At 52.3% G+C, this 23239-nt stretch carries 12 protein-coding genes; 2 read left to right on the plus strand and 10 right to left on the minus strand.

Features of this window, described 5'->3' with window-relative positions; genetic code table 11:
* Nucleotides 1-36: 36 nt before the first annotated feature.
* The gene (locus ACTJJS_RS29795; RefSeq protein WP_440667319.1) at nt 37-2892 is read right to left on the minus strand and encodes a TIM-barrel domain-containing protein; all 2856 of its coding nucleotides are present in this window, start codon (nt 2890-2892) and stop codon (nt 37-39) included.
* Nucleotides 2893-3080: 188 nt separating this feature from the next.
* Between ACTJJS_RS29795 and ACTJJS_RS29800 the strand changes: the two genes are divergently transcribed.
* A complete protein-coding gene (locus ACTJJS_RS29800; protein ID WP_440667321.1) occupies nt 3081-3992 on the plus strand; it encodes a sugar phosphate isomerase/epimerase family protein in 912 nt (303 codons plus the stop codon).
* A gap of 40 nt (nt 3993-4032) precedes the next feature.
* On the opposite strand, the gene ACTJJS_RS29805 is transcribed toward ACTJJS_RS29800, so the two are convergent.
* From ACTJJS_RS29805 to ACTJJS_RS29825, 5 genes are all read right to left on the minus strand, one after another.
* Complete coding sequence (locus ACTJJS_RS29805) at nt 4033-4641, minus strand: hypothetical protein (RefSeq protein WP_440667323.1); 609 nt, start codon at nt 4639-4641, stop codon at nt 4033-4035.
* An 87-nt stretch (nt 4642-4728) separates the two neighbouring features.
* Nucleotides 4729-6264 carry an alpha-N-arabinofuranosidase gene (locus ACTJJS_RS29810; RefSeq protein ID WP_440667324.1) on the minus strand — a complete coding sequence of 512 codons (1536 nt, stop codon included), beginning with the start codon at nt 6262-6264 and terminating at the stop codon, nt 4729-4731.
* A 138-nt stretch (nt 6265-6402) separates the two neighbouring features.
* Nucleotides 6403-6798, minus strand: a complete 396-nt coding sequence (locus ACTJJS_RS29815) for a barstar family protein (RefSeq protein ID WP_440667326.1) — start codon at nt 6796-6798, stop codon at nt 6403-6405.
* 274 nt (nt 6799-7072) lie between these two features.
* Nucleotides 7073-8185 carry an agmatine deiminase family protein gene (locus tag ACTJJS_RS29820; protein WP_440667328.1) on the minus strand — a complete coding sequence of 371 codons (1113 nt, stop codon included), beginning with the start codon at nt 8183-8185 and terminating at the stop codon, nt 7073-7075.
* A gap of 83 nt (nt 8186-8268) precedes the next feature.
* The gene (locus ACTJJS_RS29825; protein ID WP_440667330.1) at nt 8269-9105 is read right to left on the minus strand and encodes an AraC family transcriptional regulator; all 837 of its coding nucleotides are present in this window, start codon (nt 9103-9105) and stop codon (nt 8269-8271) included.
* 167 nt (nt 9106-9272) lie between these two features.
* On the opposite strand from ACTJJS_RS29825, the gene ACTJJS_RS29830 reads away from it, so the two are divergent.
* Nucleotides 9273-10241 (plus strand): phosphatidylinositol-specific phospholipase C, encoded by a 969-nt coding sequence (locus ACTJJS_RS29830; RefSeq protein WP_440667332.1) that lies wholly within the window; start codon nt 9273-9275, stop codon nt 10239-10241.
* A gap of 62 nt (nt 10242-10303) precedes the next feature.
* On the opposite strand, the gene ACTJJS_RS29835 is transcribed toward ACTJJS_RS29830, so the two are convergent.
* The 4 genes from ACTJJS_RS29835 to ACTJJS_RS29850 all read right to left on the minus strand — a co-directional run bounded on the left by ACTJJS_RS29835 (nt 10304) and on the right by ACTJJS_RS29850 (nt 23158).
* Nucleotides 10304-13522 (minus strand): reprolysin-like metallopeptidase, encoded by a 3219-nt coding sequence (locus tag ACTJJS_RS29835; protein WP_440667334.1) that lies wholly within the window; start codon nt 13520-13522, stop codon nt 10304-10306.
* Nucleotides 13523-13754: 232 nt separating this feature from the next.
* Nucleotides 13755-20486, minus strand: a complete 6732-nt coding sequence (locus tag ACTJJS_RS29840; RefSeq protein WP_440667336.1) for an aminotransferase class III-fold pyridoxal phosphate-dependent enzyme — start codon at nt 20484-20486, stop codon at nt 13755-13757.
* A 372-nt stretch (nt 20487-20858) separates the two neighbouring features.
* Nucleotides 20859-22052: an MFS transporter gene (locus tag ACTJJS_RS29845; RefSeq protein ID WP_440667338.1), complete on the minus strand. Its 1194-nt coding sequence runs from the start codon at nt 22050-22052 to the stop codon at nt 20859-20861.
* Nucleotides 22037-23158: an alkene reductase gene (locus ACTJJS_RS29850; protein WP_440667340.1), complete on the minus strand. Its 1122-nt coding sequence runs from the start codon at nt 23156-23158 to the stop codon at nt 22037-22039. Before ACTJJS_RS29850 ends, ACTJJS_RS29845 begins: the two co-directional genes overlap by 16 nt.
* Between the last annotated feature and the right edge of the window lie 81 nt (nt 23159-23239).

Genomic DNA, 23239 nt, shown 5'->3' on the forward strand with positions numbered 1-23239 from the left:
TGGCGTTTGGATTTTGGTAGTAGATAAAACCGGTGCTTATATGCTGATCGTCAATTTTTTCCCTTCGTAACGGACTTCCTGATCGGCTTTCCCTCCAGGGTCCAGCGGTTTGGGCGCTGTTGCGCTCACCCGGACGATCCGGAAAGTGCGCTGTTGCAACATGCCGCTGAATGCCCCTTTACGCTCGCCGATGGTGAGTTCCCGGGTGCTTTCGTTGTAGTCGATCGGGATAATGGTATACTGTCCTTTCTCGTAGTTGTAGGAACTGCCATCATCTTCGTACAGGCGGAAAGTGCCGTTCTTACCGGCATAGACATACAGCGTAATGGTGTCTGCCGGTTTTTCGGACGTGTATTGCAGTTCCGGCCCTATCGGAATAATGGCCCCTTCTTTTGCGTACAGCGGCATACGGCCATAGGGCGCATCGGCGGTGATCCTTTTTCCGCCGGCATTCCGGACGCCGGTGTACAGGTCATACCAACCTTGTCCTGCAGGCAGGTACACTTCCCTGTTGCGTTGTTTGTACTGGTAAACAGGGTTCACCAGCAAGGAAGGCCCGAACATGAACTGGTCGCCGATGTTCTGCACGGCGGTGTCGCCGGCAAAGTCCATGACCAGTCCGCGCATGATCGTATAGTCGTTGTGGTAGGCTGCCCCGGCGAGTGAATAGCTGTAAGGCAGCAACCGGTAACGGAGCTTATCGTAGTACAGGAAACTTTCGTAGGCGGGATGGTCTTCCGGTGCGACGTTAAAAATTTCCCGGTAGGGGAACTGGCCGTGTGTGCGGAACAACGGCACAAAGGCGCCGAACTGTGTCCAGCGGGTGTTCAGCTCCCGCCATTCTTCCAGGCTTTCCGCGTCCGGCTTTTCAAATTTCGCCGGCACTACGAAACCGCCGATGTCCATGGTCCAGTAAGGCAGGCCGGACAGGGAGAAGTTGATACCAGCGGCGATCTGTGTTTTCATATCGCGCCAGGTGGCGCCGATATCACCGCTCCAGATGGCAGCGGCATAGCGCTGCGAGCCGCCGAAGCCGGAGCGGGTCAGCAGGAACACCCTTTTATCAGGGTCCGTCTGCCGTTGTCCTTCATAAATACCTTTGGCATTTTGCAGCGGATAGGCGTTCAGGTATTCCGCTGCGGGGCCCAGCGCGGTGGGCGTCATCTGCAGTTTGCGTTTAGCCGGGCTTACATTGGACAGGATATCCGGCTCACTGGCATCCATCCACCAGGCATCGATACCTTTGGCATACAGCTTTTCGTTGATCAGGTCCCAGAAACCTTTACGGGCATCTGCATTAAAAGCGTCGTAAAACGTAGAGACGTAACCTTGAGCGATCCAGTCCCGTTGTTCATCGGCTATATTTCTTTTATAGAGCCATCCTTTTTTATCAAACTCCCGGTAAGCGGGGATATCTTTATAAAACTTGGGCCATACCGATATCATGATCTGTGTATGGTATTTTTTGTGCAACACATCGATCATACTGTCAGGTGACGGGAACCTGGCCGCGTCAAACTCCTGGCTTCCCCAGGCGGCTTCTTTCCAGTAGCTCCAGTCCAGCACAATATTGTCCAGCGGGATGTTCTTTTTGCGGAACTGGTCCACCGTGGTCAGTATCTCCTCCTGTGTTTTGTAGCGTTCCCGGCTTTGCCAGAAGCCCATCGCCCATTTGGGCATGATCGGCGCTTTACCGGTGAGTGTGCGGTAACCAGCGATCACTTCGTCCATATTGGCACCGTAAACGAAATAATAATCCACCTGATGACCGGCTTCCGAAGAGAAACCAACGCAGCGCTGCTCTTCCTTGCTCAACGGCGCCTGCCACTTCAGCGACAGATAAGATTCCGGGCTTTCGGGCGTCCATTCAATTTTTACCGGCACTTTCACCCCTTTTTCAAGATGAACAGGCACCAGCGCCGGGGCCGGGTTCCAGGCTTTGCGCCAATGGTCCAGCACCAGTTTTCCGTTGAGCCATACTTTGAGCGTGCCACCGAAGGTAAACCGCAGTTGATGCAGCCCGGAAAGGTGACTGGCCACACTTCCCTCCCATGAGGCCACCCCGGTGGCCGGTGTGAACCCTTGCGGAAGCACGACTTTTGAATCTCCCAAAAACTCCATATTAATAGCTGATTCCGCCCTGGTAGCAACTACCTCCTGCGGCTTACGGGCGTCATTGGCATAAGCGGCCGTGAGCCATCCTTCTTCCCCGTTTTTGGAGAAAAGCTGTAAGTCGGACAGCGGGTGCAGCGGACGTATATCTCCTGCGGTAGTGAGCGAGTAGTTGTCCCACAGGATACCATAATTTTTAGGGGAGACGAGGAAAGGGATGGCCACCTCGGTGTTGTTCTGGAAAAAAGAGACCTGCTGGCCTTTATAATTATATACCCCGTCCTGGTGTTGTCCCAGGCCATACCAGGCATCATCATCCGTGCCCTCGAACTGTTGGGTCAGCTGGTAATATGAACGGCCATCAAATATAGCGGGTTGAAAAGTCCTGCCGCCGGCAGGTTTCTCCATCAGTATTTTTTTACCTTTGGCATCCAGGAAAGAGACGGCGCCGGTCTTCAGCTGCACTACTGCCGTCAGGTTTTTGGTTTTCAGGCTGACTGTTTCACCGGAAGCTGTCAGCTTCCATTGGGGAACCGGTCTTTTGGTGTCCACTGTCATCAGGCTCGGCGCGGGTGACAGTTCTTTTCCCGGTGCGGCCACTACCCTGATGATATCATCGCTAATAACATATAGCCGGACGGTGTTGGAAGTACCTGTAAAAGAGGGGTCGGTATATATGGTGACCCCATCTTTGGTTTGTAAATAAAACGGCGTGCCTGCCATCGAAACGTGGTAAACAAGCATAAGCAAAAGCCAGGCGACAGTTATCGTCCTTTTCATAACGTGGTAAAAATCTTGCGTGGAACAATGCTGTAAAGTTGGTTAATGTGGGGGAATATGAGGGGTGGCAGATGTTGCGTTTTGGGGTAATAAATGTTGCAACGGGCTCATTTTCATGCTTCCTGAAAATAAATTCATTCATATACAGTTATTGGAATGTTTTTTTAATAAACCCTGATTTATTATCTATGAACTTTGACACAATCAACCGGCGCCGCTTCCTGGCGCAATCCGGCACCGCTGTGATGGCGGCGCTGTTCTCCACCCCCAGCCTGGCCGCGCTCGCCCCTCCACGTTTTAAAATGGGACTACAACTGTACACCATCCGTGATGCGATGGAAAAAGACGTTACCGGTACCCTTAAAAGCGTAGCGAAAATGGGATACCAGGATTTAGAGACCTATGGTTTTGACCCTTCGCAGGTAGGATATTATGGCTTACGCGCCAAAGACTTCCGGACGTTGCTGAAAGACCTGGGGTTAACCACCACCAGCGGGCACTATGACCTGTTCAAATACCTGAACGCGCCTGAGGCAGACTTGCTGGCCTATGTGGACCAATGTATTGAAGGCGCCAGGCAGCTGGACCAGAAGTACATCACCTGGCCCTGGCTGGCCCCTGAAGACAGGGGCATCGATAAATTCAAACTGCTGGCATCAAAACTGAACCTCATCGGGGAACGGGTAAAAAAAGCCGGCCTGGGCTTCGCCTATCATAACCACGATTTTGAGTTTATCGATCACGGAGGGGAAAATGGTTACCAGATTATCATGAAGGAAACAGACCCTAACCTGGTAAAACTACAGATCGACCTTTACTGGGTTGTTCGCAACTCCAAAAAACAACCGGCGGATTACTTCCGGGAACAACCCGGGCGTTTTGTCATGTGGCATATTAAAGATATAGACCGTAAGACGCGGGACTATACGGAGTTGGGCAACGGCACCATCGACTATACGAAAATACTGCCGGACTACCGTACCGCCGGGCTGCAATACTATTTCCTGGAGCAGGGCGGTAATTTCCGCACCGGCAACGCTATGGACAGCATCGCAGAGAGCGCGGCGTTTTTCAAGCGCAAACTCAGCAAATTCCTGTAATGAAGCAGCGTTTCCGGTATATTCTTACCGGAAACGCGCTTTAAATGGCGTACAAGACGCCGCACAGGGAGATCATGATCAGGAAAGTGACCAACCCTCCGGCGATACCAATACCGATCGTCTCGTTTTTATACCTGCGTTTGAGATGGTCTTCCGGCTTTAATTGCCATTGTTCCATCCTTTTCAGGTAATGTACCGCAGCGATATGGGTGAAAACAGCCACGAGGGACAGCGTATAATACGGAATGAAAAATAATTTCTCCGGGTAGTGGTTTGCCACGCCGGCCGCAAAGTAGAAGCCGGTGTTCATCTTCCATTGGAAACGCCCTCGCAGCACAGCCTGTACATGATAGATCAGAAAAAAAGACAGATACAGCCCGCTCAGTACCTGGGCCACCACATACCAGGGTTGCCGTACAAATCCTTTCTTCATAACGAGGCCCAGCCCGCTGACTACCTGAAAACCCACGCACAACAACAATAACAGCTCCACCGGCCAAAACCGGTAAACATGTCTTAGTATATCCATGACCGTGATATGGCACTGCGGCCCGCCCAATGCGAACAGATGATTAGTGATATGCAACAACAGAAATGAGGCTAAGATAATACCGGACAGGCGGTGCAATCGTTTCAGGGATATCGGCATAACGTGGAAATAAGTTACCGGACCGCTGCTGAATTAATCAGCAGCGTATCCGGTATAAAATTAACATCGGGACACAAAAGTAAAAATCTATTTAAGCTCCAGTACTACCACGGAAAACGGAGGTAACTTTACTGACAGCGTATTATTTTTCAATACCGCATCTTTAAATGCCGTTGGTTTAATCTTATCAGGCTGCGTGAAGCTGTTGTAATCCTGCAATTTGGACGAGGCGAGGATACGGCCGGAAACAGTACGGTAGGCCGTGCCTGTCTGTACGGTGATCTCCTGGGCTTTGGCAGGGTCGATGTTCACCAGTGAGATATGCGTTGCGCCGGACTTGTCTTTGGAAGCAGAAGCAGTGACCGCTGGCAGTTGTTCGCCTTTGTAGGTATAGCTGTTGCTTTGCACTTCCACCGGTACCAGCGTGGCGTCCTGGTGTACGTTGTACATCTCCATGACATGATAGGTAGGCGTCAGCACCAGTTGCTCTCCTTTGGTTAAGATAACCGCCTGCAGCACATTTATCGTTTGCGCGAGGTTGGCCATGCGCACCCTGTCGGAATGATTGTTGAAGATATTGAGCGTCACGCCGGCGATCATGGCGTCGCGCATGGTGTTTTGCTGAAAGAGGAAGCCCGGGTTCGTACCCTCCTGCACGTTATACCAGCCGCCCCACTCGTCTACTACCAGCGCTACTTTTTTCTTCGGGTCGTATTTGTCCATGATGGCGGAATGCTTGCGCACCAGCGTATCCATCATACAGGTGCTGCGCATGGTCTGGAAATACTGTTCTTCCGTAAAATTAACAGCGTCTCCCTTTTTGCCCCAGTCGATAATAGAATAGTGGTGTAATGCCAGTCCGTCCAGCATGTGCAGCGGAATATTTTTCATCAGCACCTCTGTCCAGTTATAATCGTTGGAATTGGCGCCTGACGCTATTTTGAAAGTGTTGCCGCTCATGAAGGTGGCGTATTTGCGGTAAACGTCCGCATAATATTCAGGCCGCATGTTCCCGCCGCAGCCCCAGGCTTCGTTGCCAACGCCCCAGTAGCGGACTTTCCACGGCTGCTGCCGGCCATTTTGCTGCCGCAGGTCCGACATCGGGCTTTTTCCCGGGAAATTGACATACTGCACCCAGTCGGCCAGCTCCTGCACGGTGCCGCTGCCTACGTTGCCTGCCAGGTAAGGCTCTGCGCCCAGCTCCTCGCACATGTTCAGAAAATCGTGCGTGCCGAAACTGTTGTTTTCAGTGACACCGCCCCACCAGGTATTCACGATCGTGGGCCGCTTGTCCTTTGGCCCGATGCCGTCTTTCCAGTGATAGGTGTCTGCGAAACAGCCTCCCGGCCAGCGCAGATTGGGGATTTTCAGGGTTTTTAAAGCAGCAATAATATCTTTCCTGACCCCATTGACATGGGGGATGCGGGAGGTGTCCCCCACATAAAATCCTCCATAGATACAGTTTCCTAAATGCTCAGCAAAATGTCCGTAAATATTGCGGTTGATCGTCTGTGTTGGCGCGTCAGGATGAAAGGTGACTTTATTCTGCGCCCGTAATGCCTGCGAACATGCCAACAGACAGAAGATGCCGGTAATAAAGCGATGACGATAGGTTGTTTGCATAACGTGGAATTATAGCGATTCTTTTAAAGTGCTTCAAAGAAATAAAATATTTGTCAATTTTACAATTATTTTTTTTCAGCGGGATGACAGGAAGAAAAAAACCGCGGGCAATCAGCGTCACAGGCCTTGTAATACCAGCTACCGGGCCACCACCGTAATATTAGGATGATCTGCAATGATCTCCATCAGTATATCAAAGTAAGTCTGCCCCCTGCCGCTATCCAGTTCTGCCAGCTTCTCCTGAAAATACGTTTTGTTATAAGGCGACCCCGGCGACAACTTCCCTTCGTAATATTTCCTGGTGGTGGCAATGCCCAATGCCGCCCGGCTGTGCGCCATATCTTTCCAGACAAGCGTAACAGGCCCGTCACCATCAAGGGCGCCAAAACCACCATGCAGTAAATCATTGAAGCCATCCAGGCTGCCGCCCAGCTGCCAGTCTTCACCGGTCATGAACAAACGGTTTATTTCCGCATAGAAATCAGGAATATCATTGATCCGGCTGCCTTCGATGACGAATTGTTTTTGCTGCATAAAATATGTTCTGCGGCCAAGTTAATGAAAATGACAGGCTTTGTATTTTTTTGAAATTTGTTGTATATTAGTTAAATGATGGAACTCCCCCCGCCGGGAGAATTCCTTGTAGCAGAAAACCTGTAGACAGCCATTATAGAGAACAACAGACTATCCATTAAAACATCTCTTCATGCAGTACTTAAAAAAGAACCTGAAAGCAGTTATTTTCGTAACCTGCATTATTGTTGAACTGCTGGCACAATTATTTAAGCACAGCTGATCATTTCCTGCCTTACCTGGGTTGCTGCTGTGTCACGCAGTGTACCATTCCTCCGTTGGCAAACAGGTTGCGGCAGTCAATGCCAATAACCTTTCTTCCCGGATAAAGCGATTGGATGATACTATTGGCGACAGCATCGTTAGGATCGTTGTAGTTGGGTACCAACACAGCATTGTTGGCTATGTAGAAGTTGATGTACGACCCTTTCCCCACATTCTTTCCGTAAGTCGTTACCACGTTGTTTTGCGTAAGCGGCACCTTCACAAACTTATAAACCGTGCCTTTCCTGTTGACAGCGCTATACAGGGTACGGATATCCTGTTGCGGCACCTGCCAGTAGTCGAGGTCATCTGCTGACATGGTAATGATGGTATTACTGTCTGCGAACCGGGCAAAACCGTCGATATGCATATCTGTGATATCCAGTCCGGCTTTCCCATCCAGCCAGATAAAGCGGGTGACGCCGAGGTATTTTGTGAACAGCGCTTCCGCCTGTTCCTGTGTCATGCCGGGATTACGGTTTTTGTTCAGAACGGAGCTTTTGCAGGCCATTAATACGCCATCGCCGTCCATTTCCACGCTTCCGCCTTCATTGATCATCACGGTGTTAAGGTCTATGCGCTGCATGCCACTATTGGCGGCGATCACACCGGGTATCCGGTCGCAATTTTCGTAAGCTGCCTTATTGCCCCATCCGTTGAAGCCCCAGTCTTCCACAAGCAGGCGGCCATTGCCGTCTTTTACAAAAATGGGACCGTTGTCACGCACCCATACATCGTCTGTGCGGCTGATGGTAAAATCCACATTGGCCATTGGCACCTGTGCTGTTTGCAGCAAGTCAGCAACCCGTTCCCGTTCGTCCTGGTCATATACCACCAGATGGACTTTCTCTCCCGGCACTAACGCCTGTGTCATGGCAATCCAGGCGGCGTCGAGGCGGTTGCGGTAGGCCCTGCCGTACTGGTACTCGTGCGGCCATTGCAGCCAGGTACCTTCATGTGGGGCCGCTTCTTCCGGCATTTTGTAGAGAACAGCTGTAGTGTCGGCCGGGACTGCGGGTGTTCCGGCGTCTTCTTTGGCGCAGGACATCACGAGTGCAGACAGGACCATAAGTGTTGTTGTCATTTTACTTGTCATTAAAAACTAACATTTTGATAGCACAAAACTATCGCAGCGTACAACCATCCTGTTGTCCTAAATTGACAATCTTACTGGAGCGGCAACCATATGGCAGTTTCCTGTTCTGCTATGGAAGCTGTGTTATCGGGGTGCTTGATATATTTTTCAATGACCGGTGTCGGGGCAAATTCAAGGTGGGTGTCCAGTATCCAGCCTGCGTAAATTTTCTGATAGGTATCTTCTATGTTTTCATAGCTGCCATAATGCATAAAACTGGCGTATCTGCCAGCGGGGATTGTTTTTGATGGCAGCTTTCCTTTTATGCCCTGTGTGGAAGCACAGGCATCATACCGGCATTTCAGGCTTTCCCGTATCAGTGGCTCATCTGCCACGATGCCGTAAAATACCGTTCCGGCGCCGTCAAACTGGTGGAGCATAAACCGCTCCCACAGCGCCTCCACATCTTCATGGTTATAATCGATAAAAGCGCTTTGGTAATAGACAGTTACCGGTGGTACATAAATAATTTCCGGCATCAACCGCGTTGCTGTCTCCTGCGGAACAATCTCTGCACCGGCCAACAGCGGCAGTTTACGTTCCCTCGCTTCGCTGGGCGACATCCCAAAATGCAGCCTGAAAGCCTTGGAAAAAGAAGCTGCATTGGCGAAACCCACTTCCAGCGCGATGGAGGATAGTGTTTCCCGGGTATACAAAATCATTTTGTACGCATTCTCCACTTTAAGCCGTTGCTGATAGGCACCAATCGTCTCTCCACAGGTATACTTAAATATCCGCTGAATGTTCCGGTAAGAATAGTGGGACACCTGCTCCAGCTCTTTGACGGAAATAAGCCGGCTATAGTTCTCTTCCACAAAATTCAGCGTGTCATATACCCTGACCAGATTCGAGGTATCGCCGGTATTCATTTCGCGCTTTTTAAAACAAATTTACCCCAAAGCAGTCAAACTGCAGTTGCTTTTCCGGTATGCTATCGTAACATCACTTTCCGAACGATTAACAAATTATTAATTCCACGTATCTGATAATCAGAATCCAAAGTTTTTTTGCTCACTTTAAACAAACAAAAGTTCCCATGAAACACCCTCAATTTCTGCTGGCTATCGCCATCTGTGGCCTGTTTGGCTGTAAAAAAGACCTTACGGACAACATTCAGCCGGGCAAAGTGACGGCCGACAATCAGTCTGTCGCCAACAACGCCGCCCTCGCCTTTTCGCTCAACAGCTGGATGAGCACTATTCCGAATGACCGCAACCTGGCGGCCATCAGCATTCCCGGCACACACGACAGCGGCGCCCGTTTTGAGCCCATCGGTGGCACGGCCAAATGCCAGGACCTCACTATCGCGCAACAACTGGACGCCGGCATCAGGTTCCTTGATATCAGGTGCCGCCACATCGGTGATGCTTTTGCCATCCATCACGGCAGCATCTATCAGAACATGAACTTCAATGATGTGGTGACCGCCTGCTACGCCTTCCTGTCGGCCAATCCTACAGAGACCATCGTGATGAGCGTGAAGGAAGAATATGACGCGACCAACAACACCAGGACTTTCGAGCAGACATTTGACAGCTACACCGCCCAGCAACCTGGCAAATGGTATCTGTCCGCCACCGTGCCCAACCTCGGCGATGTACGCGGCAAAATAGTGCTGCTCAGAAGATTCGGCGCGTCCGCTACGCCTAAAGGCATTGAAGCCACCAACTGGGCCGACAACACTACTTTCACCATCAACAACAGCAATTCCACCCTGCGCGTACAGGACCAGTACCAGGTACCGGACAACAACGCCAAATGGTCCGGCATCACCACCCTGCTGAACGAAGCTAAAAACGGCACACCGTCAACGCTGTACATCAATTTCACCAGCGGCTACAAACCACTGATATTTGGCATTCCCAGCATTACCACCGTTTCTAACGCCATCAATCCGCAGATCAACACCTACTTTACCAACAACACACACGGCAGATACGGTATCCTGCCGATGGACTTCGCTACTTCGGACAGAAACAATCTCATTATCAGCACTAACTTCTAAAACAAAAAGGACGTCTCAAATACATGAGACGTCCTTTTACTATATCAGGTCCTGTAGTCTGCTTACTGTTTCACTATTTTCTTCAGATACACCTGCTTCACGCCGTTCTTCACCCTGATCAGGTAAACGCCCGGAGGCAGCGAAGAAATGTCCAGCTGTGAATTCACAAGCCCCACTTCCCTGCGCAACACCTCACGGCCATTCACGTCCAGCATGCTCACTTCAGATTTTCCGGTGAAACCGGTAAGGCTGATGTTCACGATATTATTGACAGGATTCGGGAAGATGTCCACCTTTTGTCCTTTGATTTCTTTGATATCTGTTCCTTCCTTGCTGACAACGACGTCATTGTCGGTGCGGCTGGCCGTACCTAACTGTACCCGTAAGGTATAGCAGGAAGTAGCGCTGTTGGCGCCATTGTAGCCATACACCTGTGCATAATAGGTACCCGGCGTAACGGTCCTGCTGATCGTTTCATTGGAAGTACCGGCAGCCTGTGATATCGCCAGCTGTGTACCGGCGCTGTTCAGCAGTTTCAAATCATAATCACCGGGCAAAGTCCGCAGCGTGATGGTAATAGTGCCACCGGTAGTGATCACAAATTTGTAATGGTCCACGTCTCCGCTTGGGCTGATCAAACCGGTAACATCGGTGTTAAACGGAATGGTAGCAGCGCCGGCTGTCGTTCCATTGGTGGAGTTGTCCAATGGGTTGGCACAACCGGAAGAGGTTAAAGTGGTAAACTGTGCAGCGGCGTAAGTGCTGCTACCACTGCTACAATTGGTCCTCACTCTCCAGTCATACAAAGTAGCGGATGTTAAACCGCTTATGTTCACGGAGGTGGCGGTGGTGGCAGTGGCTGCATTGGTCCAGGTAGACGAGGTATTAGGCTTGTAGTCTACATCGTACGATACAGCGCCGCTTGCGGCAGTCCAGCTGAGCGTAGCGCTGGCAGCGGTGACAGCGGAACTGGTCAGACCAGCCGGTGCATTGCAGGTACCGGTGGAAGTCGTAGTGAACTGTGATGCTGCATAAGCGCTGCTGCCGCTGCTGCAATTGGTCCTTATCCTGTAGTCGTAGGTAGTTCCGGAGGCAAGGCCTGTCAGGTTCACAGAAACAGCGGTGGTGGCTGTGGCGGCGTTGGTCCAGGTGGAAGAGGAAGTAGCCTTATAGTCCACATCATATGATACGGCGCCGCTCACGGCTGTCCATCCTACGGTAGCGGAAGTAGTGGTGATGGCGGAAGCTGTCAGTCCTGCCGGTGAAGCGCAACCAGAGCCGGAGGTAATGGTAAAGTCGGCATTGGAGATATCAAAAAAGATATTACCTACCGCTTCCACTTTTATCCTGGCATTGGTGGTAGGCGTATTGGGCACCGTGATCGCTTCACTGCCGTCGTTAGGCGTGCTGGCCACCAGTGTGCTGAAGGTATTGCCGCCATCTGTGGAGATGGATATTTTGACATTGGCGCAGCTGACCGCACCGGTGTTGGTATTGGCCACGTTCCAGGTAACTGTTTGTGATGAATTACCTGCCCATGATACATTGGTATTGGGTGCTGTTATAGCGAAAGGCCCGGACGTATTGGTCACTGTTATCGTGGCATCCGCGAAGTTGGTCTGCCCTATGGTCACCGGCGCCGTAGAGCTGTAAGGCACGTTGTCCCTTACTGTCAGGCGGAATTTCAAGGTTCTGCTAACGGAGCTCAATGCTTCGGTATTAGCACCTGCATCGCCGCCGGGCAATGGGCCGGACACCAGGCCGCCCGCCAGGATAGTGGCCAGTTTGGGAAAATACCTTACCGGGGAAGTGGTAGGCGCATAGGATATCCAGTTAGGGCCGGTTGCCTTGGTGGCGCTGGCCACGCTGGCTGATCCTGTTTGTGAAGAAGTGGCGTTGTCATTCTGCTCCCAGGAATAGGTCAGCGCATCACCGGGATTAGCATCGGTGGCTGAACCGGTCAGCGCAAACGGCGTGCTGATGGGAATTGTGAAATTGCCGCCGGCATTCACCACGGGTGTGGCGTTGGTACCCGAGATGCTGGTCGTTACCGGGCAGGTCTTGCCGGCAAGATTGGCCTGGATCTGCGCAATGGAAGCAGCATGATAGAAGGCGATGGAGTGCGGGGCAATATCCTGGCTGGTAATACCGGCATACCCCATAATGGTAATACCGGAACCGGGTTCCACGTTAACACCGGTGCCTTCATTGCTCATGGAGAAGGTATGGTTGGCGCCCAGCTGGTGGCCTACTTCGTGCACCACATAGTCGATATCGAAATTATCTCCCTGGGGGATGTTATCTGCGGGAGAAGTAAAACCGCTCCCCTTTTGATTATCGACACAGATACAACCGATACAGCCGGCATTACCGCCGCCGCCGGATGCACCAAACAGGTGGCCGATATCATAATTCGCCGCCCCTATTTTGGTGGTCAGCGTGTTCTGTAATTCACTGTTCCATGCTCCGCCGGCACCTTGTGATGCATCAGAATAAGGGTCTGTTGACGGATCATAAAAAATAATGTTGGTAACCCCTGCGATCAGGTTCAGATGGATGGCCAGGTCTTTTTCATAGACGCCATTGCAACGGGTCAGCGTAGCATTGATGGCCGCCAGTACGAGGTTGACCTGAGAAGCGCTGGTAGCGCCGAAATAGTTGGAGTATTCCGCTGTAACAGATTGTGCCAGGCGTAAGGTCTTCGCGTCGCCGGTAGACCGTGCCACAGTGCCTACCTGGTGGCCGATACCCGTGGCCAGTTTCTGTTCAGGAGTAGAACACTTCCAGGGTAAGGTTTTTGCTTGTTTTTTGAACACGGTGTATACCGTGTGGTCAGCAGAATAAGGCTCAATAAATTCGCTCTCTTTTTCAGTACGGAACACCATGGCCTGTACTCCCTGCGGGGAAATGCTCAGTTTTAAAGTGGCTTGTTTGTCGGTAATACCTTTACCGGAGAAAGCCCTTATCTCCGGAAAGCGTGCCTGTAAGGCAGGTTCAAAATTGGAAGCCTCCCTGATTTCGTATTGCTCAATTTGCCCGTCCGCATTGGGCAGGGAGATGATGGTGGTGCGGGCCTGTTTGCTGTCAACCGTTTTAAACACTTCACTCCGTAAAGGAGCGATGTTCAGGTCAAACAATTTGTAGGTGGCTGGAAATGCAAGCCGGGCAACGGCTTTGTCTTTAGTGATCCCGGCGGCGGCAGTATGCGGCCTCCAGTAATCCTGCGCAAACGCTGTTATGCTACACGACAGCGCCATTGCGAAGAGTAAAACTTTTCTCATGGCTAGTTGAGATTTTGGTGAAGAATGGTTGTTTCAATAATGGTTGTTTTAGTAATGGCTGCTTCAGTAATGGTTGCTTCAATAAATTTAGACCAACTCTCTGCGACAGAAATTGTAGCGGCGCAAAAATAATCACTGCGAAAACCGGCATCTTAACGTTGTCCCATAAACGAAAAGAGGCCGCCCGGAGCTTCTCCGGCGCAGCCTCTTATATACAAAGGGAGGAACTTTTCTACAGCACCATCGTTTTTCCTTTAGCGGCCGGCGTTGCAGGTTTCGGCAGGAATCCTTCCTGTTGCAACTCCCGGATACTTTCTTTCACCGCTTTCGTAATATGGCGGACATGTTCTTCTGTATGGGCATCAGAGAGGAAGCAGGTCCTGCCCTCCCATATATATACACCTTTCTCTAACAGGTGATAGAAAAAGAGGTCCATATTGGAAGTGATGGCAAAATAGAACAGGGAGCCAAAATTATGTACGTCCATGGGCACATTGTTTTCTTTAAAGAAAGCCGACAATTCGCTGACCAGCTTCGTGGTGCGGCTGTTCAGCTTTTCCTGCAGCGCAGGGCCCCGCTGTTGCAGTTCCTTCAGCAGTGCCAGCGTAGCTGACATGCTGAGCGGATGTTTGCAGAAGGTGCCGGCAAAGAAAGTGGTGTCTGTGGCCGGGAAGGAGTCGTCTCCATACTGCCATAGGCCACCGTCGAGTGCGTCCATGTACTTACGGGTACCGGCGATAATACCGATGGGCAGACCGCCTCCCGCGATCTTGCCGTAGGTGGCCAGATCAGCACGTACTTCAAAATGCGCCTGTGCGCCACCGGGATGGATGCGGAAACCGGTGATCATCTCATCGAAAATCAACGCGATGTCTTCTGCATTTGTCATATCACGCAATGCATGTAACAAAGCTTTAGGTTGATATCCCGGCTTGCGGCTCTGCACCGGTTCTACCAGTACGGCAGCCAGTTCGTGTTTGTGCGCACGGATCTGTTCCACCACATCGGGATGATGATAGTCGAACACCAGCACATCGGCCACCATGTTATGCATGATACCGAGGGCCATCGGAACGCCTGCATGTGATTTTTCCAGATCTTCCGGCGCCGCCAGCGTGCCGTCGAAGTGACCGTGATAGGCGCCTGCGAAGACAGCCACTTTTTTTCTTCCGGTAACGGTACGCGCCAGTCTGATGGCCGTCATCACCGCTTCGGTACCGGAGTTATGGAAACTGGCCCGTTCTGCGCCGGTGAGGGACGTCACCAATTCCGCTACCTGTCCGGCAAGCGGTGTTTGCGGCCCGAGCTGGAACCCTTGCTGCAGTTGTTCCTGGATAGCGTTCACCACTACCGGCGGGCAATGCCCCAGCAAGTCCACGCCAAAGCCCATCGCCAGATCGATATAGGTGTTGCCGTCTATGTCAGTGATGGTGGCGCCGGCAGACGATGCGGCCTGAATAGGATATACCAGTTCCTTGGTAGAGAAACGGAACCCTGCCGACGCACGGTTGTCCGCTAATACCGGCCGGTATTGTTGCGTGAGCGCTTTTGATTTTTGTGTTTTTTGATTATACCGCCGGATGAATGCGTCGAGGTATTCCTGCTGGGCGGCCGTATAGCCGGACTGGCCAGGGGTTTTTTCCATCTTGGGGAAGATAGAACGATGCTGCGCGGGCGCTTTTACCACTTCTACCGCCGCAGGCGCAATTGGCGTGTGCCCGTTTCCGTTAGTCTTCACCGCTTCCGGTGGTGCCGGTACCGCCGTGGAGAACTGCGGCAACTCTTCCGTGCCCAGGTGCTGTGATAACAACGCCAGCTGCTGTTCCAGGAAATTGAACAGGCGTGTGGACACCGCGGCGTCGGGTGATGTAGCCTGTGGCCGGACGCCGTTCGTCTTCACTGTACGGACCGGTGCCGCGGCATTGACAACCGGCTGTGCAACGATCTCCTGTATTGCTTCCGCCACCACCGGAGCAGCGGTAATTTCCGGCGCCGGGTTCTTCGCCACAATGTAGTCCGTTATCTGGTGAATGGTGGACAGTGTTTCAAACAACTGCCTGATAGAAAAATTCACATTGTATTTCTTCTCTATCCTTCTCACTGCGCTCGCCAGCACCAGCGAGTCTGCACCCATTTCAAGGAAACGGGCGTGTATGTTAATATCGGCAGCCGGAATCTTCAGCAGGCTGCTGAAGATATCCGTGATATCCCGCAGAATGGCGGTACGCTGAGCTGGTACATGATTTTTTTCAGGCATGATCTTACTTTTTTGTTCGTATTGCGGATGAATAATGGGTGTCGGTTCTTTTGTTTCGGTCCAATAACGTTGGCGGTTAAACGTATATCCGGGCAGTTTGATTTTGCGGTAACCAGGATGGTCAAACAGCTGTGCTATCCGCACAGGCAGCCCTTTCACGTATAAAGTCAGCAGTACCTGCAACATCATCTCCCAGGAGGAATGACCTATTTTCATACAGGGCAGCAGGTGATCTTCCGCATATTCAGCGCTAAGCTGCACCATGGACAACAAATTGGGCTGTGGTCCCAGTTCCATCAGGATATCGCCTCCCAGCCGCGCAATGGTCTGTATGCTTTGGGCAAACAATACCGGTGAAATGATCTGATCGCACCAGTACTGATGGTTGGGCACGGCGGAGACCACCTCTCCGGTGATATTGGAAATCAGTTGCAGCTGTGGCGCCCGGAACTCAATCTGTTGGGCCACCTGGCGGAACTCGTCCAACATGGACTCCATTAGCGGAGAGTGGGACGCATGGGCTATCAGCAGCTGGCGGCTGTTGATGCCGGCCGCTTCCAATAATTTCAATGCATCGGCCACTGCCTGTTTTTTGCCGGAAATAACGGTCAGCGCAGGGCCATTCACTGCCGCGATGGCCAGATCGTTGCCAAACGGCCGGATAATGGCCGCCACTTCCTCTTCTCCGGCGAAGGCGGTCGCCATAGACCCGGGCTCTTTCACGGCCTGCATCAGCCGCGCTCTTTCCGTTACCAGTTTCAGGCCGTCATCCAGGCTGAACACGCCCGCCACATAGGCGGCAGCGTATTCGCCCACACTATGGCCGGCCACAATGGCCGGTGATATGCCCCATGATTTCCACACTTCCGCCAGCGCACAGGAAATAACGAAGATGGCCGGCTGGAAATAAGTCATCTCCAGCAGTAATTCATTGGCAGCTTCTTTTTCCATTTTGTACAACAGGGAGGTCAGCGAAAATCCCCACTGTGCTTCAAGCCAGCGGTCGCAATGGTCCACCACCCCGCGAAAGACCTCATTGTGCTGATACAGCTCTGTCCCCATGTTCCAGTACTGGGAGCCGCCTCCGGTGAAAAGCCATACCAGCTGGCCATCGCGGGGCTGCACCATACCGGACAGCAGTTCTTCCGTATAAGGATTGTCTGCATAAGCCCGCAAACGGCGCACCGCTTCCGCGATCGTATCCGCCTGAAAGGCGATGCGGTAATTAAAGGCATCTCTTGTGGTGAAGGTGCTGTAAGCGATATCCGCCAATGTTTCGGGCGTATGTTCAAGGGCTGCCGCGTAACTGCCAGCCAGCGACTGTAACGCTGCCGGTGATTTAGCAGAGAGCGTCAGCGGAAAGGAAGGCCATGCAGGTAACGGTCCGGTATATACGTTGTTGATAACGGCAGGCGCTTCTTCCAGGACCACATGCGCGTTGGTGCCGCTCAGCCCGAAAGAGCTGATGGCCGCGCGTCTTAAGCCGCTGGTCGCGGGCCAGGCCGTCAGCCGGTCTACCACTTTCAGCCGCATATCATTCCAGGGGATGTAACTGCTCGGGATATTAAAATGCAGGGTAGCGGGCAGCTGCTGTTGTTGCAGCGACAAGACGGTTTTGATGAGCCCTGCGATACCTGCCGCCGCTTCGAGGTGACCGATATTGGATTTCACCGCCCCGAGCAGCAGCGGATTGTCCACCGCGCGGGACTGGCCATAGGCCGCATGCAGCGCCTGTGCTTCCACAGGGTCGCCCAGCTTCGTGCCGGTGCCGTGTGCCTCTACATACTGCACGGTATGCGGTTCAACGCCGGCCCGTTGCAAGGCTTTCCTGATCACCTGCTGCTGGGCGATACCATTGGGTGCCGTAAGCCCATTGCTTTGTCCGTCGTGGTTTACGGCCGAGCCGCTGATGACCGCGAGGACATTATCGCCGTCCTGCAATGCATCACTGAGGCGCTTCAGCACGATCATACCGGCGCCTTCTCCCCTCACATAGCCGTCTGCCTGCTCATCGAAAGCATGGCATTGCCCGGTGGGCGACAGCGCTTTCATACGGCACAGGCGGATAGTGGTATCGGGCGTCAGCATCAGGTTCACGCCGCCGGCCAGTGCCAGCGAGCACTCGCCCAGCAGCAGATGCTGACATGCCTGATGCACGCTCAATAAAGAAGAGGAACAGGCGGTGTCCAGCTGCACGGCGGGCCCATGGAAATCAAACAAATAGGCGATCCTGCCGGCGGCCACGCTTCTTTGCAGTCCCAGGCTGCTGAAGGCATCTTCAAACATGGCTGGTGGCGTATGCTCCTGCACGATCTGCTGATAGTCGTCTGTTCCCAGCCCGATAAATACGCCGGTGTCACTGCCTCTCAGCGAGGAAGGACGTATGCCTGCATGCTCCATGGCCTCCCAGCTGACTTCCAGCAACAGCCGTTGCTGCGGGTCCATGCCCGTGGTCTCTCTCGGCGAGATGCCGAAGAACAGCGGATCAAACTGGTCTGCCTGTTCTATGAAACCACCATGACGGGTATACATCGTTCCTGTCTCATCTTCGTCTGCGCTATAATAATCTGCTATGTTCCAGCGGCTTTCCGGGACAACGGTCACGCCACTACGTTGTTCACGCAACAGTTCCCAGAATGCAGCGGGACTGTTCACACCGCCCGGGAAACGGCAACCGATGCCGATGATGGCCACTTTCTCGCCGGCAGCCTGGTGCCGTGGCTGATCTGTTTTGGTATTACCGGTTTCACCGGAAAGATACGCCGCCAGGGAGGTGGCGGTAGTATAGTTATAGATGGCCGTCTTGTCTACCGGTTGCTGCAGCCACTGTTCCAGATCGGCCGCCAGCATGACCGCCTGCATGGAGGTAAGGCCGTATTCCGCAAAGACACGGTCGGCCGACAACACTTCATTCGTCAGCTTAAAGCGCTGTTGCAGCCATTGCTGCAACCAGTTGCGGATTTCTTCAAAACTGCGTGTATGCGTTGTATTGATAGCGGCGGCTTGTTGTTGTGCGGCAGCTATCTCGCCGATAATATCATTATAAACACCCTGCCGGTATTCTTCCATAAAAGCGTAACGCTTCACTTTTCCGCTGGTGGTTTTAGGCACCTTCCGGATCGGCAGCACGTGTTTTATTTCCAGCCCCAGCTGGGAAGCCACATATCTTTTTATAGTGGCAATAACAGGGAGAAATTTCTCTACAGAAGATTTATGGATAACAAAAACGACCACCGCTTCCGTACCAGTCTCTTCATCCGTTACCCCACAGGCCACCACCTTACCGGCTTCCAGCCCCAGCCCCCGTTCTACTGTATGTTCTATATCATGCGGGTAGATATTCAGGCCATTGACAAAAATGATGTCTTTCGAACGGCCGGCGATATACAGATAACCATCTATCATAAAACCCGTATCGCCCGTGTTAAGCCATCCATCTTTGATAGCGGCAGTTGTGGCCGCTTCATTGTTATAATAGCGGCTGGTGACAGCATCGCCTTTGATCTGAACAATGCCCAGATGACCGTCTTTCAAGGGCTTGCCTGCTTCATTGGTAATGCTGACAGCCACGCCGCCAATAATTTTTCCCACATTCACGACTTCGGTATTTTCAACCGATATGTCTTCGCCACTGGTGACAGCTACGGGCTGTCCCATTATCAGCGAGTCTCTCCGCACGAATACGCTGCTGAAAACAGTGTCCATATCGGCCAGGCTCACTTCCAGCGTGCCTTCTGCCAGGCCGTAACAAGGGAACATAGCTTTAGGGTCCAGCTTATAATCGCCCAGCACTTCTATAAACTGACGGCATAAAGGCGCCGCTATCGGCTCTGCCCCGTTGAAAATGATTCTCAGGGAAGAGAGGTCAAGCCCCTCTCCTTTTTCAGGCGTAAGCTGGTTCAGGTAATATTTATACCCGAAGTTGGGAGAACCCGTTATGGTGATGCGGTGTTCCGAAATTTTCTGCATCCACAATAAAGGGTTGCGGATAAACAGGTCTGTTGGCATCAGGTAATGGTTCAGTCCTGCGGCAAACGGATACAGGTGAAAGCCGATCAGTCCCATGTCATGTGTCAGCGGCATCCAGCTCAGGTGGCTGTCGTTCTCCGTAAGCCGGTGTGCCGTGATGGCTTCATATACATTTGTAATGAGGTTCTTGTGCGTGAGCACCACGCCTTTGGGGTTTCCTGTAGACCCGGAGGAGAACTGCAGGAAAGCGATGGTTTCCGGTGTAACGGGAACGACTATCCCTTTTTTATCGTTGTCTTCTTTGTCATCTGTAAAGATGATATGGTCGAAACCCTGACTATCGGCCGCAGCTGCGCCAGACAGCAGTTTTTCGTAATGGGCGCGTTTAACGGCCAGCACGGGTTTGTTGAGGAAGTTTTTGATCCGGTACAGTTTCTGCGCGTTTTCACCTTCATAGGTAACCGCAACGGGCACCGGTATGATAGCGCCGAGTAAACAGGCCCAAAAGAGCTGTAAAAAGGTTTTGCCGTCTTCCACCTGCAATACCAGTTCTGTGCCCGGCGTGAGGCCCTTCTCCTGCAGATGGGCCAGCCACGATAAAGCGTCTGCATACAACTGCTGATAGGAAAGAAACGTTTCTTTGTTGCTGCCCGTGACAAAGGTGATCCCTTTGTTTGGTTCATCTTTGAGTCCGGTCAATAACTCCTGCAATGTATCCGGACGCGATGTGTACTTCATAAATGATACAATTTTGTAAATAGCTCCGCCAGAAGGCTGCGCACAGGCAGCCCGCGAATGCCGGCATGTGAATGGTGAATGAGGATATATGATTTTTCAGCGCCGCGTACAACACAGCACTTTAAAGGGGTAACGGTACCGGCCAGGACATAGCTGTCGCTATACTGAGTCCAGTCGCTTCATTCAAATATATTTCTGGTGAAATGATCAGTGGCCTGGTGTAGCCATTATCAATAACATGTAGGTTATAGGACCTTCGATAGTATCACTGCGTACCTCCCGGTAAGAGGAATAGGCAGTAAGAAATAAATGGTTAAAAATTTTGAGTTAAAAAAGTATACGTTTACGCATACACCACTAAAGTAGTGAAAATTATTCATCAAAAATAAAAAAATTTGCTTGCTGATGGCCAAACCGCGTCATATATGTCAACGCGATCACCAGCCCGATCAGCGCCATGCCCACACCTACCAGCGACGGGTACGTATAGGCCATACCGTATTCCAGTGGTATCCCGCCCAGATAAGCGCCCAGTGCATTAGCGATGTTAAAGGCAGCCTGCATAAACGCAGCGGCCATCATTTCCCCGCCAGGCGCGGCCCGCATCATCATCATATTTACCGGCGCGGCAACAGACATGGATAATCCGCCACATAAAAAAGTCAGCACCACCGATGCTGCCGTGGAGGTGGAAAAGAAGAATACGCCAGCCAATGCCGTCATCATAAGAAACAGTAGCAGCGCGCTGGTGCGTGCAGCCCCTATCCGGTCGGCCAGGTAACCGCCCAGCAGATTGCCCACCACCATGCCGCCGCCTGCCAGCACCATGATATAGGCCATGTTGCCCTGCCTGATGCCGGATACCTCCGTCATCAGCGGCGTGATGTAGCTGAACCAGGTAAAAAGGCCGCCGAAGCCAATGGCCGTGATCAGCAGCACATACCAGCTCTGCTTGTTTTTCAGGAAACGAAGTTCCCCCGCAATATTGCCTGCGTCGCTCTTCCCGTCCATAGCGGGAAGCCACCATCGAAGCGATATCAACGTCAGCAATCCTATTCCGCTGACCACCGCAAAATACCAGCGCCAGTGGAACATATGCCCGATATACGTCACCAGCGGCACCATGGCCAGGTTGGCCACTGTAAGGCCTGTAAACATCAGCGCGATGTACCGGGCCTCCTTCCCTTCCCCTGCAATGCGAGAGGCCACTACCGCCCCTACGCCGAAAAAGGCGCCGTGTGGAAGACCGGACAGAAACCGCAGCAACATCATAGCGATGTACCCTGGCGCCAGCGCCGATAACCCGTTAAAAACGGTAAACAGCGCCATCATCGCCATCAGCACCTTCTTCGGTGGAAATTTCACCGAATAGCCCACCAGCAGCGGAGCACCCAGCACCACCCCGATGGCGTAGGCGGAGATAAAATGCCCCGCCTGCGGAATACTGACGTTAAAAGACCGGGCAATATCGGGCAACAGCCCCATGATCGCAAATTCTGTAGTGCCTATCCCCAGGCCGCCAATAGTCAGCGGCAATATCCTTTTATCTATTACGCTGTTTCGCATGCTGTTGCTTTGTGCTCATATGTTTTCCAATCAATGTAACCCTCCATTGTCAGGCCGTAGTGCAGCTCACGCTTAGGCGGCGTCAGCGGCCAGTTGTGCTGCAGCCGGTCCACCAGGTCGGGGTTGGCAATGAAAGGCTCGCCGAAGGCCGCGATGTCAATTGTGCCGGCATTGATCAGCCTTTCGGACTTTTCACGGTCCATGCCGCCGGCCAGTATAATAGTACCATCGTACCAGCTGCGGAACCTCTCCAGGAAACCTTCGGGCAAAGCAAAGCTGCCGCGTGACTGCTGGTCCATAATGTGGATATAGGCAATTTTCCTTGCGGACAATTCCTTTGCCAGATAGGCGTAGGTGGCCTCAATTTCATCATAATGCGGCAGTTCATGCAGGCCGCCATAGGGCGTAAGCCGGATGGCCACTTTGGAAGCCCCTATCTCAGCGATGCTGGCATCAATGGCTTCCAGCAGAAAACGGCTGCGGTTCTCTATGCTACCGCCATAACGGTCTGTCCGGTTGTTGACATGCGGATTCAAAAACTGCTCAATCAGGTAGCCATTGGCACCGTGCAGCTCTACGCCGTCAAAACCAGCGGCGGCCGCGTTTTTCGCTGCCAGCGCAAAATCCTGCGCAATGCCCGCTACCTCTGCTGTAGCCAGCGCACGGGGTTTAGAAGCGGTCACAAAGCCCTCTTTGCCGTTCCCGTCATATCCCCAGGCTTTGGATTGCGCCGCCTGTATGTCTGACGGGGCAACGGGCGCCTGTCCGCCTGGCTGGTTGGACGTATGGGAAACTCTTCCCACATGCCACAGCTGGGCAAATATTTTGCCGCCCTTTGCATGGACTGCGGCGGTGACTTTCTTCCAGCCTTCCACCTGTTCCCTGGTATACAGTCCCGGGATGTACAGCACGCCTTTGGCGGTGTCTGATATGGCCACGCCTTCTGTTATGATCAGCCCGGCGCCGCCACGCTGGGCATAATACAGGGCATTGTTGTCGTTAGGAATACCATCTGCGTTCCTGGCCCTTGTCATAGGGGCCATCGCGATGCGGTTGTTCAGTTGCAGCAGACCGACAGTGGCCGGTCCAAAAATGTTTATGCTCATGATATTTTCTTTTCTGTATCCATCCACGATTTCCGTGATTGACAGTGCAAATTTCCATTGTATTAATTCATCATCAAAATA

The sequence above is a fragment of the Chitinophaga sp. 22308 genome, from assembly GCF_052045305.1.
Lineage (GTDB): Bacteria > Bacteroidota > Bacteroidia > Chitinophagales > Chitinophagaceae > Chitinophaga > Chitinophaga varians_A.

Coding starts and splice junctions, on each gene's coding strand:
- ACTJJS_RS29840 (WP_440667336.1), bottom strand. CDS start 20,486: ATGAAGTACACATCGCGTCCGGATACATTGCAGGAGTTATTGACCGGA.
- ACTJJS_RS29800 (WP_440667321.1), top strand. CDS start 3,081: ATGAACTTTGACACAATCAACCGGCGCCGCTTCCTGGCGCAATCCGGC.
- ACTJJS_RS29850 (WP_440667340.1), bottom strand. CDS start 23,158: ATGAGCATAAACATTTTTGGACCGGCCACTGTCGGTCTGCTGCAACTG.
- ACTJJS_RS29845 (WP_440667338.1), bottom strand. CDS start 22,052: ATGCGAAACAGCGTAATAGATAAAAGGATATTGCCGCTGACTATTGGC.
- ACTJJS_RS29830 (WP_440667332.1), top strand. CDS start 9,273: ATGAAACACCCTCAATTTCTGCTGGCTATCGCCATCTGTGGCCTGTTT.
- ACTJJS_RS29810 (WP_440667324.1), bottom strand. CDS start 6,264: ATGCAAACAACCTATCGTCATCGCTTTATTACCGGCATCTTCTGTCTG.
- ACTJJS_RS29815 (WP_440667326.1), bottom strand. CDS start 6,798: ATGCAGCAAAAACAATTCGTCATCGAAGGCAGCCGGATCAATGATATT.
- ACTJJS_RS29835 (WP_440667334.1), bottom strand. CDS start 13,522: ATGAGAAAAGTTTTACTCTTCGCAATGGCGCTGTCGTGTAGCATAACA.
- ACTJJS_RS29795 (WP_440667319.1), bottom strand. CDS start 2,892: ATGAAAAGGACGATAACTGTCGCCTGGCTTTTGCTTATGCTTGTTTAC.
- ACTJJS_RS29820 (WP_440667328.1), bottom strand. CDS start 8,185: ATGACAACAACACTTATGGTCCTGTCTGCACTCGTGATGTCCTGCGCC.
- ACTJJS_RS29805 (WP_440667323.1), bottom strand. CDS start 4,641: ATGCCGATATCCCTGAAACGATTGCACCGCCTGTCCGGTATTATCTTA.
- ACTJJS_RS29825 (WP_440667330.1), bottom strand. CDS start 9,105: ATGAATACCGGCGATACCTCGAATCTGGTCAGGGTATATGACACGCTG.